The organism is Micromonospora haikouensis (genome assembly GCF_000876225.1).
Classification (GTDB): Bacteria; Actinomycetota; Actinomycetes; order Mycobacteriales; family Micromonosporaceae; genus Micromonospora; species Micromonospora haikouensis.
The window spans coordinates 2,842,436-2,855,152 of sequence record NZ_JXSX01000001.1 but is presented as its reverse complement, the minus strand read 5'-3'; the positions used below and the strand labels follow the sequence as shown (position 1 = coordinate 2,855,152).

Here is a 12,717-nt window from a genome sequence, read left to right as displayed (position 1 = left end):
ACCGGCGCGCACGTCGCCGGGTGCGCGAGGAGTCGTGAGGCGATGCTCATCCTGCTGCCGCCCTCTGAGGGCAAGGCCGACGCTGGGACCGGCCGGCGGCTGGACCTGGCCCGGCTGTCCCTGCCCGCGCTGACCGACGCCCGCGCGCGGGTGCTGGCGGCGCTGGTGGGGCTCTGCGCGGGCCCGGCCGGGGCGGGGGCCCCGGACGAGGCGGCGGCCCTGGAGGCGCTGGGGCTGACCCCGGGGCTGGCCGGCGAGCTGCGCCGCAACGCGCGGCTGGAGCGGGCGGCCACCGCCGAGGCGGGCCGGCTCTACACGGGCGTGCTCTACGAGGCCCTCGACCTGGCCACGTTGCCGGCGGCGGCGCAGCGGGCGGCCCGCCGGTCGGTGCTGATCAGCTCCGGGCTGTGGGGCGCGGTGCGGCTCACCGACCGCATCCCGCCGTACCGGTGCCCGATCGGGGCGCGGCTGCCCGGCGTGGGGGCGCTGTCGGCGTACTGGCGGCGGGAGCTGGGGCCGGCGCTGGAGGCGGCGGCCGGGCGCGGCCCGGTGCTGGACCTGCGCTCCGGCGCGTACGCGGCGACGTGGACCCCGCGCGGCGAGCTGGCGGAGCGGACGGTGACCGTGCGGGTGCTGCACGAGCGGGACACCCCCTCCGGGCCGGTCCGCAGCGTGGTGAGCCACTTCAACAAGGCGACGAAGGGCCGGCTGGTGCGCGACCTGCTCACCGCCGGGGCCCGGCCGCGCACCGCCGACGGGCTGGTGGCCGCCCTGCGGGAGGCGAAGTACACGGTGCTGGAGCAGCCCGTGGCGGCCGGGCGGCCCCGGGCGGTCGACGTGGTGGTGACGCAGTTGTGACGCTCTGAACTGTCGCAAGATTTCCTCAAGCCTGGCGGCCACGGGTACCACCGGGCCGTCCGGCGGGCCACGGTATGGGGTATCCGACGCCGACAAGGAGACTGTGGTGCCCCTCGAACCCACGCTGCTCGACCGGCCTCGTCTTCCGGCGGCCCCGGCCCCGCTGGACTGGGTGACCCTCGCCGACGCGTTCGAGGTGGCCTGCCTGTTGCGCTGCGTGTCCGCGCCGGCCGCCCCGGCCGCACCCGTCCGGGCCGGGCGGCGGCCGGCGGCCCCCGCCCACCCGCACGCCGGCCCCGCCGCCGAGTTCAACCGGGAGGACGCGGCGCACCGGATGCGCCAGCTCCTGGCCCGGCTGGAGATCCCGGTGCGGCACGAGGTGACCACCGGTGGCCTGCGCCGCCGCTATGAGCTGCACCGCCTCCAGGTGGCCCGCGAGCACCGGGCGGCGTACGCGGCGCTGGTGGAGACCGGCTGGCGGCAGGGCCGCCGGGAGCTGCTCGGCGGGCCCGCGTCGGGGGCGTCGGCGCCGCGCCGGACGTGGCGGCCCCGGCTGGCCGCCGCGGCGTGGCGGGCGTCGCTGCTGGCCGGCGGCCGGCACGTGCGCCGGCACATCCTCGGGATCCGGCTGACCGACCGGGAGCTGGCCGCCGTGCTGGTCCGGGGGGCCGCCCTGCTGGAGGTGCCCGCCCTGCTGCGGCCCGGCGCGGGCTGCTTCGTGGTGAGCGTGGCCGACGGCCCGGACCGGGACCGCATCCTGCACAGCGTCACCCTGGACCCGGCGACCGGGCCGGGGGTGGCCGCCGTCGGCTGACCGGCCCCGCGCACCGGCCGCCCCGCGCAGGCGGGTACGGGCTCGCACCGCGGCGGGCCCGGCCCGTGGGCTTGCGCGGGCGGCGGTGCACCGCGCAGAGTGCACCGGGTGAGCCGTAGCTGGACTGTGCCCCCGCGCGCCGCCGGCGTGGCGGCGCTGCTGCTGGTGCTGGTCGCGGCGGCGCCCGGGCTCGCTGGCTGCCAGGACTCGCCGGGCGAACCGGTGCCGATCCGCATCGCCACCGGCAGTCCCACGGCCGTCTACCACGCGTTCGGCCGGTCGCTGGCCGGCATCCTCAACCGGGAGCTGCCCGGGGTCCGGGCGAGCGTGGTGGTGACCGCCGCCTCGGCGGAGAACATGCGCCTGGTGGGCGCGGGCCAGGCCGAGCTGGGCTTCACCCAGGCCGACGTGCTGCCCACCGAGCGGGAGGAGCACCCGAGGGTCCTGGCGGTGGCGCGGGTCTACGACGATCTGCTGCACCTGGTCACCACGGCCGGCAGCCCGGTCCGCACGGTGGCCGACCTGCGGGGCCGGCGGGTCTCCGTCGGCGCGCCCGGCTCCGGCACGGAGGTCACCGCCACCCGGCTGCTGGAGGTCGCCCACCTCGGCGGCACCGCCGTGCGCCGGGAACGGCTCGGCCTCGACGACTCCGTCGCCGCGCTGCGCGCCGGCCGCATCGACGCGTTCTTCTTCTCCGGCGGGCTGCCGGTGCGCGGCGTCGAGGAACTCGCCGCCGGCAGCGCCGTGCGGATCGTCGACCTGGGCGAATGGACCGAGCCGCTGCGGCGCAGCTACCGCGAGGTCTACGTGTCCCGCGACATCCCCCGCTCGGTGTACGGGGTCGAGCCGGTCACGACCGTGGCGAACCCGAACTACCTGGTGGTCCGGGCGGACCTGCCGGAGCCACTGGTGCGCGAGGTGACCCGGCTGCTGATGGAGCGCCGGGCGGAGCTGGCGGCGGCCCACCCGGCGGCCGGGCGGATGAGCCCCCGGTCGGCGATCGCCACCGCCCCGTTGCCGCTGCATCCGGGGGCCGCCGCCTGGTACCGGTCGGCCAAGCCCTGACCGGTCAGCCGGCGTCGTCCGCGGCCGGGGCGGGCGCAGGCGCCGCGTCGACCGCGTCGGGGGCCGGGAACCACAGGCCGGCCACCAGCCCGCGCGGCTGCCCCGGCCGCATGGTGAGCCGGCCGTCGGAGGCGTCGACGAGGACCGCCACGATGGTCAGCCCGAGCCCCGCCCCGTCGACGTTCTGCACCTCCGGGGCCCGCCAGAACCGCTCGGTGGCCCGGTCGAGCTGGTCGAGGGTCATGCCCGGTCCGGTGTCCCGGACCTCCAGGGCCACCCCGTCGTCGGCCCGCCCCACGCTCACCGTCACCTCGCCGCCCGTACCGCTGAACTTCACCGCGTTGTCGATCAGGGCGTCGAGCGCCTGGTCGACCGCGGTCGGCACGGTCCGGGCGTACGCCGGGCCGTCGGCCGTGGCCAGGCGGAGGGTGACCGACCGGTGCCGGGCCAGCGGCTGCCACGCGGCGACCCGCGACGCGGCCACGGCCGCCGCGTCGACGGTGACCCGCTGGTTCTCCTCGCGCTCGGCGCGCGCCAGGGTGAGCAGGGCGTCGAGCAGCAGCGCCAGCCGGTCGGTCTCCTCCAGCGCGAGCCGGTGCTCGGCCCGCCCCTGCGGATCGGTCAGGCTCGGCCCCAGCTCCTCCACCCGCAGTCGCAGGGCGGTCAGCGGGTTGCGCAGCTGGTGGCTGGCGTGGGCGACGAACGCCCGCTGCCGGTCCATCACGTCGGACACCACGTCGGCCATGTTGTTGAAGCTCGCCGCCAGGCGGCGCAGCTCCGGCGGGCCCAGCCGGTGCTGGACCCGGGCCCCCCGGTCCCCCTCGGCGATCTCGTGGGTGACGGCGTCCAGCTCGGTGACCGGACGCAGCACCCACCCGGCCAGCCCGAACGCGGTGAGCACGCAGGCCAGCACGGCGACGATGCCGGTCGCCGCGAGCAGCAGCCACCACGCGGTGACGGTACGGCGCAGCGCGCCGGCCGGAGTGGTGATGACGACGGCGCCGAGCACCTCGCCGCCGTCGTTGATCGGCACCGCCACCACGACGGGCCCGTCCGCCCACGGCCACACCGAGCCCGGGGCGCTGAACTGCTGCCCGGCCAGCGCGTTGTCCAGCGCCGACTCGGTCCCGGCACCCGACCGCCAGCTGCGCGACGCCACCACCGTGCGTCGGTCCCGGTCGACCACCGCCGCGCCGATGCCGTACAGCTCGTCGTAGCTGCTCAGCTCGCCGCCGATGGGCCCGGGGACGCCGCCGCGCAGCGCCGGCCCGGCGAGCGAGGCGAACCGGGTGGCGTCGGCGAGCCGGTCGGCGCGCACCAGGTCGGTCTCCCGGGTGGCCAGGGTCGCCGCGAGCGGGGTCTCCAGCGCGACGAGCACCAGCACCATCAGCAGCAGGTAGCTGATGACCAGCCGACGACGCACGGGGCTCCCCTCACTCCCCGCGCAGCCGGTAGCCGACCCCGCGTACGGTCTCCACCAACCGGGGGTCGCCCAGCTTGCCGCGCAGCGACCCGACGTGCACCTCCACGGTGTGCCGGTCGGCCCAGGTGGTGCCCCACACGTCCAGCAGGATCCGGTCGCGGGACACCGCCACCCCGAGCTGCCGGGCCAGCGACACCAGGATGTCGAACTCCTTGCGGGTGAGGGTGACCTCCCGGCCCGCGACCGTGACGGTCCGGGCGGCGACGTCGATGCGCACGGGCCCCGCCTCGATCACGTCCCGCTCCGGGGCGGCGTGCGCGGCCCGACGCAGCACCGCCTCGATCCGGGCCTGCAGCTCGACCATCGAGAAGGGCTTCACCACGTAGTCGTCGGCGCCCAGCCGCAGGCCCAGGACGCGGTCGCGTTCCTCGCCCCGGGCGGTGACGGCGATGATGCCGAGCTGGGCGCTGCGCCGGCGCAGGGCGCGGCACAGGTCGGTGCCGTCGCCGTCGGGCAGGGTCAGGTCGAGCAGCACCAGGTCGCAGGGCGCGGCGCGCAGCGCCGCCGCGACGGTGGCCGCGTGCTCCACCTCGTAGCCGCGGCGGGTCAGGGCGGACGACAGGGCGGCGGCCACCCGACGGTCGTCCTCGACCAGCAGGATGCGCAACCCGCCTCCCCGGTTCCTCGTTCTCGACCGTGGAATGGTCGCAGACGTGCCGGCCGGGCGGGAGGGCCGCCCGGTCAGTCCCCGTGTGCCCGTCCCGCGCGGCCGTCCCGGCGGCCCGCCGGTCCCGGCCCGCCGGGACGGTCCCGGCCGTAGGCTGCCGGGGTGATCTACAAACTGCTGACCGGTACGGAGTGGGACGCCGCCCGCGCCGCCGGGCACTTCGCCGGCTCGGCGGTGGACCGCCAGGACGGGTTCATCCACCTCTCCGCCGCCGGTCAACTGGTCGAGACCGCCCGGCGGCACTTCGCCGGTGCCACCGGGCTGACCCTGCTCGCCGTCGATCCGGCGGCGCTCGGCGCGGCGCTGCGCTGGGAGCCGTCGCGGGGCGGCGAGCTCTTCCCCCACCTGTACGCGGCGCTGCCGGTCGCCGCCGTGGTCGAGGCGCACGCCCTGCCGGCCGACGTGCCGGCCGCCGACGCGGTCGCGCGCCTGCTGGGCTGACCGCTCGCTATGCTCACTCCCGGCCGACGCCCCGGCCGGGCCCTCCGAGCCCACCCCCGGGCGCGGCAGCCCCCGATCCCGCGCGGACGGCGGCGAAACACCCGCCGTCGTTCCGCCGCGCCCACCGCCGGCGCCCGGCGCCCCGAGCGATGCGAGTTGAAGGATGACTGACACCACCGAACAGCCTGCCGCGACCTTCGTCCACCCCAGCGCCGACGTGGAGGAGGGCGCCCGCGTGGGCGACGGCACCAAGGTCTGGCACCTGGCCCACATCCGGTCCAGCGCCCGGGTCGGCGCCGGCTGCGTGATCGGTCGCAACGTGTACGTCGACGCCGGCGTCACCGTCGGCGACCTCGTGAAGATCCAGAACAACGTGTCGGTGTACCAGGGCGTGACCATCGAGGACGAAGTCTTCGTCGGCCCGTGCGCCGTCTTCACCAACGACCTGCGCCCCCGGGCGCAGAACCCGGACTGGACCATCACGCCGACGCTGGTCCGCCGGGGCGCGTCGATCGGCGCGAACGCCACCCTCGTGTGCGGGGTCGAGATCGGCGAGTACGCGATGGTCGCCGCCGGTTCGGTGGTCACCCGGGACGTGGCGCCGTACCAGCTGGTCGCCGGCAACCCGGCGCGGCCGAAGGGCTGGGTGGACGAGAAGGGTGAGGTCGTCTCCCGCGACGTGACCAGCCCGCGCCGCCCCGACTGACGGTGGTACGGCGAAAGGGGGCGGCAGGTGCCGCCCCCTTTCGCCTGGCGTCGCCGATCAGCCGCAGAGGCGGCCGATCTCCTGCCGGAACCGCTCCATCGAGTTCGGCTCGTCCGGGCCGAGCAGGTAGACCTTCAGGTCCCGGCGGGCCTCGGTCATCGGGTCGTCGCCGGCCCGGGTGAGCGCGACGATCTTCTCCAGCTCGCCGCAGTCGCGCGACAGCAGGTACGCGCCCCGGGAGGTGGGGAAGTTGCGGCGGAAGTCGTCCTCGGGCAGGCCGCTCGGGTTCGCCACCACGTACGGGCGCTGGCTCTGCACGAAGTCGGAGACCACGCTGGAGATGTCGCTGATCAGCAGGTCCGTCTGGTTGAAGCAGTCGAACAGGGCCGGGACCCGGCCGGTGACGACCCGGTGGCGGGGGCCGTCGAGGGAGCTGGCGTCGACGTCGCCGCCGGCCGCGCCGATCAGCTCCACCACCCGCTCGTGGACGGCCTTCGCCTCCTTGGACCGGGTGCCGGTCAGCGGGTGCGGCTTGTAGATCAGCCGCAGCGACGGGCGGGCGGCGAGCAGGCCCCGGACGATCCGCTCCCCCATCAGCACCAGCGACGTGTGGTACGGGTCGTCGTCGAGCCACCCCTCCCACGTCGGCGCGTAGAGCACGGTGAAGGGCCGGTCGGGCGACTCCGAGCCGAACGTGTGCACGCCCGCGAGCTGCGGCCGTCCGATCTCGACGATGTCGGCGTCCAGCACGCCGACGCCGGCCCGCGCGTACCGCTCCCGGCCCGCCAGGCCGGCGACCCACACCTCGTCGTACACCTTGCTGTACGGGTTGACGCTGGCCTGCTTGTCGCTGTCGCCGTGCCCGACGAAGACGTGCTTCATGCCCGGCTCCCGGAGCATGTGGATGTTCGCGCCGACGTTCGCCGCGTACATGGCGGCGCGGACGCTGCCCAGCTCCAGGTTCATGAAGTCCACCCCGGCCGGCACGCAGATCACCGGCAGCCGGGTGTCGGCCAGCTCATTGAACGCCTCGCGGCTGCGCATCAGCACCACGGCCCGCCGTTCGAGGGCCTCGGTGGGAGCCAGCCACATGTTGGCCTGGTAGACGTCCTTCGCGGGGCCGGCGAAGTAGAGGGCGACCTCGGGCCGGTAGGAGTCCAGCCACTTCTGCACCGCCGGCAGCACCGGGCTCTTGCCGGTGCCCCGGCCCCGCAGCCAGGTCAGCGCGACGATGCCGCCGGCCACGGCCGCGGCGAGCACGGCGGCGGCAGCGCCGGCCAGCACCGGCGCGGCGTCGTCCCACAGCGCCGAGAGCACGGCCGCCGGGACCAGCAGCAGGTTGCACATGGCGAGCCGCTCACCGGCGACCCCGGCCGCCCACTCGGGCGGGCGCGGCGCCGAGCGCATCGGGCCGAGGTCGATGTTGCGTACCAGCGCGGAGACCGGGTTGCGCCGGTCGATCATGCGGTTCAGCGCCCCGGCGAAGACCGCGATCACCCAGGTCACGGCGGGCAGCAGCAGGATCGCGGTCAGCTCGACCGAGCTGGGCCGGATCGCCGAGACCACGAGCAGCACGGCCGAGAGGTCGCGGGTGAGCTGCCGGTAGCCGCGGCCGAGGCCGACCTTCTCCAGCAGCGTCATGGTGGGCGTCGACCACCGGGCGAGGGCGAACTCACCGGCGATCGCGGCGATCCCGCTCACCGCGAACACCCAGACCGCGCCGAGGGCTCCCGCGGCGAGCGCGATCAGGTAGAAGAGCAGCAGCACGGCCCCGCGAGCGGCCACGCCCGCCGGTCCCATCAACTTGCCGAACAACGGTTACTCTCCCCCAACGAGATCGGCGACGGGGCCGGGCCCCGTGCGGGACCGGCCTCCTCGTTCAGTGCGGCTAGCGGCGGGGACCCCCCGTGCGTCGTCCTGGTCCCACTCGCCCCCAGACCTTAACGCGAGACGAACGGCGAGCCATATTCGGGTATTACGGGCTTCGTCCCGTTGCTACCCGATCGGCCCCCGACCGCGCCGTCGGGCGGGTCGGGGACCGGCCGTTCAGGGCTGCCGGAAGCAGCGGACGGCGCCGGGGGCGAACCGCCGGGCGTACATCTCGTAGCCGAGCCGCTTGAGGGCGGCCTTGGCCTCCAGGTTGACCCAGTAGACGCAGATGGTAGTCACGTCGAGCCGCTCGATGGACGCTTTCACCTCCGCGTCGGGGGCGATCGCCGTGCCGTCGGCGAACGCGGCCAGGCGCTGCCGGTCGCGGACGAAGTCGGAGTTCTGGTCGTACTCGACGAGGTAGCCGTCGCGGGGCATCACGACCCGCAGCCGGCTGCTGACGATGGGCGCGACCCGCATCAGCGTCGACGGGGCGAGCAGCAGGCCCGGCTCGCGGGGCAGCCCGTCGATCCACTGGACGATCTCCAGGCGCTGCTGCGGAAGCTTCCACAGCGGGCGCGGCGCCACCTCCATGAAGCTGTCCCTGCTCCACATCGGCACGCCGAACGTCGCGAAGCAGAAGATCAGCGAGCTGGCGACGATGAGGCCGACCAGCCGGGACACCCACGGCAGCCGGGGCAGCCGGACGGTGCAGAGGATCCCGATCAGGCCGGGCAGGGCGAGGATCCAGGGCACCCGCCACAGCACCGCGGACACGCCGCTGGCCTCGGCGAGCGCCTCCAGCACGCCCGGCACGAACAGCACGCTCATGGTCAGCGCCGCGCCGGCGGCGAGCAGCCGGGGCGCGCGCCCCCGGACGAGCAGGGGCGCCAGCCACAGGGCGAGGCCGCCGATGACGCCGAGCACGCCCACCAGCAGGGTGCGGCGGTAGGTGCCCTCGGCGTCGAAGAACTGGGTCTCGCCCCCGGCGGTGGCGACCGGCCCGAGCACCAGCCGGGACACCAGCACCCCGCCGATCGGGTAGGCGAGCGCGGCGACGCCCGCGGCCAGCGCCGCCCCCCAGCGGCCCACCAGGAGCATCGCCAGGCCGGCCGCGCCGACCAGCAGCGGCAGGATGATCGCGGACGTCGTGGACAGCCCGGTCGCCACCACGGACAGCGCGGCGATCAGGAACAGCTTCCACCTCGACCGGGACTCGAACCAGTCGGTCAGGTAGACCCACATGAGCGGGACGACCGCCGAGACGAACATGCCCTTGCCCTCGTAGAGCCGGGGCAGGTGGAAGGTGCCGAGCGCGGCGTCCGAGCCGACCACCAGGTAGAGGTAGGTGACGGCCACGACGAACGCCAGCACCGGACGGCGGGGCGCCCAGCGGTGCACCAGCCGCCACAGGGCCAGCACCGCGAGCACGGCCAGGGCCGGCAGCAGCACGAACCAGGTGGCGTCGGCGGCGTGCAGGCCCAGGAACCGGGCGAGCGCACCGGCGAAGACCTCGATCGAGGCGGTCGGCGGCTGGGTGCTCAGCGGGGCGGCCACGTTCTCGGTGAACAGGAAGTCGCGCACCGGGACGATGTCCCGCTCGGCCACCCACACCGACTTGCCGACGTAGAAGACGTCGTCCTTGCTGTTGCGGGCCATGTAGAGCGAGGAGACCGCGACCCCGGCCGAGACGAGCAGCACGAAGAGCGCCTGCCAGCCCGTGGCGGTCGGCTCCGGCGGACCGGTGCGGGCCAGCCAGGCCCGGCGGGCCAGCAGCGCCGCGCCGACGGACGCGGCGAGCCCCAGGCCGGTCGGCACCCACCACGACGCGAGCCCGCCCATGCCGGCGGTGACGGCGGCGCCGATGCCGACCCCGGCGGTGACCACGCCGACGGCGAGCCACCACCAGCGCGCCCTCCCGGCCGGCGCGGGGTCGGCGGGTGTGGCCGGCGGCGCAGGCGCGGCGCGGCGACGCCGTAGGGCGCGGACCACCCCGAGCACCACGGCGAGGACGGCGAGGACGCCACAGCACCACAGCCAGCTCAGGAACATCACCGACGGTCGCAGCTCGGCCAGGAAGCCCGCGTGGTAGATCACCGTGAACAGCGCGAACGCCAGCACGGCGGCGTCGGTGATCCGGCGCGGGAGGGCACCGAAGGCGGCCCCGAACCGCCGGGGGAAGGACAGCCGCGCGGGGGCGGTCGGGGCGTCGGGGGCGCGCTCCGGCGCGGGCGGCTGCTCGGCCGGGTCGGCGGGCTCGGCGCTCGCGGCCGGCTCGTCGCGCGGTGTGCCGGGCTCGTCCTGCGGTGTGCCGGGCTCGTCGCGCGGCGTGCCGGGCGGGTCCTGCGGTGTCGCGGGCTCGTCCTGCGGTGTGCCGGGCTCGTCCTGCGGTGTCGCGGGGCGGTCGTCGGGCGTCTCCGGCTGGGCCTCGCGCGTGCCGGGCGGGTCCTGCGGCGTCTCGGGCTGGTCGTCCGGGGCGCGGGGCAGGTCCTCCGGCGCGCGCTGGTCCTCCACTGCCAGGGCGTCGTCTGCGACGTTCGGCACAGGGGATTCCTTGATTTCTGTCGAGGATTCTGTCGAGTCGGAAGGCGGGCCGTCGGGGCTCGCCCTCGGCGGGCGGCGGCGGCCGGCCGGGCGCACGGTGGGCAAGCCTACCCGAACGCGATCGCCGGCCCGGCCGGCGACACGAGGCCGCCGCCCGGGCCCGCGTGGTCAGCCGTGGTCGGCGAAGAGCCGGCCGACGGCCCGGTGCGCCGGGAGGATCGACCGCCGCTCCGCGTCGGCGTCGGCGGTGCCGGCGAGGAGGTCCAGGAAGTGGTCGAGCTGGGCGGCCAGCGGCTCCCGGCCGGAGACCAGCTCCGGCACCTCCATGATGCTCTGCTGCCGGTAGCCCCGGCCGTCGGGCGTCGCCGCGTCGAGCGACACGTGCCGGTAGATGGTGACGTCCCGCCGGATCAGGTCCGCCTCGATCAGCCGATCCACCTCGCTGACGACCAGCGTCCGCACCTTCCGCTGGCCGATCCGGCTCGCCGAGACGTTGGCCAGCGCCGCGCCGCCGAAGGTCAGCAGGGCCTCGGCGACGTCCTCCGCGCCGGGCAGCGAGGACGGGTGGAAGTGGCCCAGCACCCCGCGTACGTCGGTCGGCTCCTGGCCGCCGAACGCCCGGATGGCCAGGTCGACGTCGTGGATCAGCAGGTCCCAGGCCACGCCGGTGCGGATCCGCGGCGCGTACGGTGAGTGCCGGGTGACCGTGAGGTGCACCGGGTTGTCGACCAGGGCGAGCGCGGTGAGCACCGCCGGGTTGAACCGCTCCAGCAGCCCGCACAGCAGCGGGACCCCGCGCTTCTCGGCGGTGGCCACGATGTCCTCGGTCTCGTCGAGGCTGCCGCAGACCGGCTTCTCGATCAGCAGCGGCTTGTCGGCGGCGAGCACCTCACCGGCGAGCGCGTGGTGGAACTCGGTGGGGGCGGCGATCACCACCGCGTCGACGCCGGACAGGTCCGACCCGTCGGGCGCCCACCGCGCGCCGTACCGGTCGGCGACCTCCCGGCCGACGGCCTCGCGGGGCTCGACGACCCGCACCAGCCGGGCCCGGTCGGACTGGGCGATGACCCGGGCGTGCAGGGCCCCCATCACACCCGTGCCGACGAGGGCGAAGCGCACCGGGGCCGTCACGCGCCCGCCGCCTTGCGGACGGCCTCGACGACCCGGTCGACGTCGCCGTCGGCGAGGTGGTGGTGCACCGGCAGGGACAGGCACTGCCGCGCCACCCGCTCGGTGACCGGGGCGGGGTCGGCGACCACCTGGGGGTGCTCCCGGTAGCAGTCGTAGTCGTAGACCGCCTTCGGGTAGTAGATGCCGCAGCCCACCCCCTGCTCGCCCAGCCGGGCGGCCACCTCGTCGCGGCTGACCGGCGCGGCGTCGGTGACCAGCACGGTGTACTGGTGCCAGACGTGCGTCCGGCCCGGCAGCTCGGCCGGCAGGCGCAGCCCCGGCACGTCCGCCAGGCCGGCGTGCAGCCGGGCCGCGTTGGCCCTGCGCCGCGCGACGGTGTCGGCGTAGCCGGCCAGCTGCGGGATGCCGAGGGCTGCCTGCAGGTCGGTGAGCCGGTAGTTGTGGCCGGCCACCTCGTACTGGTAGCGCTGGCGCATGCCCTGGTTGCGCAGCACCCGGAGCCGGTCGGCGAGGACGGCGTCGTCGGTGGTGATCATGCCGCCCTCGCCGGTGGTGAGGTTCTTCGTGGCGTACAGGGAGAAGGTGCCCAGGCCGAAGCTGCCGGCCCCCCGCCCGCCGACCGTCGCGCCGAGTGACTGCGCGGTGTCCTCGACCAGGCCCAGGCCGTGCCGCTCGACCAGGGGCACGATCGCGCCCATGTCGGCCGGCTGGCCGTACAGGTGCACCGGCATGACGACCCGGGTGCGCGGGCCGATCGCGGCGGCGAGGGCCGCCGGGTCCAGGCAGAAGTCGTCCTCTCGGATGTCGGCGAACCGCGCGGTGGCGCCGGCCTCGAGGATCGCGTTGAGGGTGGCGACGAACGTGAACGGGCTCGTGACGACCTCGTCGCCGGGCCGCAGGTCGAGCACCTCCAGGGCGGCGACCAGCGCCGTCGTGCCGTTGTTGACCGCCACCGCGTGCTCCACCCCGACCAGGTCGGCGAACTCGCGTTCCAGCCGGGCCACCATCGGGCCCTGCGCCAGCACGCCGGAGCGGATCACCTCCACCGCCAGCTGTTCGGCCTTCTCGTCGAGTTTCACGACGGAAATGGGGATCACAGCACGTCTCCTCGGGGTCGGTGGCAGCGAGCACGGTAACAG

General features: G+C 75.8%; 11 protein-coding genes. 5 read left to right on the top strand and 6 right to left on the bottom strand.

The features are described from left to right. Nucleotides 1-42: 42 nt before the first annotated feature. The 3 genes from yaaA to TK50_RS11820 all read left to right on the top strand — a co-directional run bounded on the left by yaaA (nucleotide 43) and on the right by TK50_RS11820 (nucleotide 2,737). Nucleotides 43-858 (top strand): peroxide stress protein YaaA, encoded by an 816-nt coding sequence (gene yaaA / locus TK50_RS11830; RefSeq protein WP_043962787.1) that lies wholly within the window; start codon nucleotides 43-45, stop codon nucleotides 856-858. A 106-nt stretch (nucleotides 859-964) separates the two neighbouring features. Next, entirely contained in the window at nucleotides 965-1,672 is a 708-nt protein-coding gene (locus TK50_RS11825) for a hypothetical protein (RefSeq protein ID WP_043964325.1), read from the top strand. A 108-nt stretch (nucleotides 1,673-1,780) separates the two neighbouring features. Continuing rightward, nucleotides 1,781-2,737: a TAXI family TRAP transporter solute-binding subunit gene (locus tag TK50_RS11820; protein ID WP_043964323.1), complete on the top strand. Its 957-nt coding sequence runs from the start codon at nucleotides 1,781-1,783 to the stop codon at nucleotides 2,735-2,737. Nucleotides 2,738-2,741: 4 nt separating this feature from the next. Here the strand turns inward: TK50_RS11820 and TK50_RS11815 are convergent, their stop codons facing one another. Both TK50_RS11815 and TK50_RS11810 read right to left on the bottom strand, forming a co-directional pair. Then, complete coding sequence (locus TK50_RS11815) at nucleotides 2,742-4,160, bottom strand: sensor histidine kinase (protein WP_043962786.1); 1,419 nt, start codon at nucleotides 4,158-4,160, stop codon at nucleotides 2,742-2,744. 10 nt (nucleotides 4,161-4,170) lie between these two features. Beyond that, nucleotides 4,171-4,827 (bottom strand): response regulator transcription factor, encoded by a 657-nt coding sequence (locus TK50_RS11810; RefSeq protein ID WP_043962785.1) that lies wholly within the window; start codon nucleotides 4,825-4,827, stop codon nucleotides 4,171-4,173. Between the two features lie 162 nt (nucleotides 4,828-4,989). Here TK50_RS11810 and TK50_RS11805 point away from each other — a divergent pair, with 162 nt between their 5' ends. Continuing rightward, nucleotides 4,990-5,328 carry a DUF952 domain-containing protein gene (locus tag TK50_RS11805; RefSeq protein WP_043962784.1) on the top strand — a complete coding sequence of 113 codons (339 nt, stop codon included), beginning with the start codon at nucleotides 4,990-4,992 and terminating at the stop codon, nucleotides 5,326-5,328. Between the two features lie 163 nt (nucleotides 5,329-5,491). Continuing rightward, nucleotides 5,492-6,034 carry an acyltransferase gene (locus tag TK50_RS11800; protein ID WP_043962783.1) on the top strand — a complete coding sequence of 181 codons (543 nt, stop codon included), beginning with the start codon at nucleotides 5,492-5,494 and terminating at the stop codon, nucleotides 6,032-6,034. Nucleotides 6,035-6,091: 57 nt separating this feature from the next. On the opposite strand, the gene TK50_RS11795 is transcribed toward TK50_RS11800, so the two are convergent. The 4 genes from TK50_RS11795 to TK50_RS11780 all read right to left on the bottom strand — a co-directional run bounded on the left by TK50_RS11795 (nucleotide 6,092) and on the right by TK50_RS11780 (nucleotide 12,675). Then, nucleotides 6,092-7,849, bottom strand: coding sequence for a CDP-glycerol glycerophosphotransferase family protein (locus tag TK50_RS11795; RefSeq protein WP_043962782.1), 1,758 nt, complete (start codon nucleotides 7,847-7,849; stop codon nucleotides 6,092-6,094). Between the two features lie 231 nt (nucleotides 7,850-8,080). Then, nucleotides 8,081-10,447, bottom strand: coding sequence for a DUF6077 domain-containing protein (locus TK50_RS11790; protein ID WP_052503699.1), 2,367 nt, complete (start codon nucleotides 10,445-10,447; stop codon nucleotides 8,081-8,083). Nucleotides 10,448-10,615: 168 nt separating this feature from the next. Next, nucleotides 10,616-11,578, bottom strand: coding sequence for a Gfo/Idh/MocA family protein (locus TK50_RS11785; RefSeq protein ID WP_082106259.1), 963 nt, complete (start codon nucleotides 11,576-11,578; stop codon nucleotides 10,616-10,618). Continuing rightward, nucleotides 11,575-12,675 carry a DegT/DnrJ/EryC1/StrS family aminotransferase gene (locus tag TK50_RS11780; RefSeq protein WP_043962781.1) on the bottom strand — a complete coding sequence of 367 codons (1,101 nt, stop codon included), beginning with the start codon at nucleotides 12,673-12,675 and terminating at the stop codon, nucleotides 11,575-11,577. Before TK50_RS11780 ends, TK50_RS11785 begins: the two co-directional genes overlap by 4 nt. Nucleotides 12,676-12,717 lie beyond the last annotated feature (42 nt).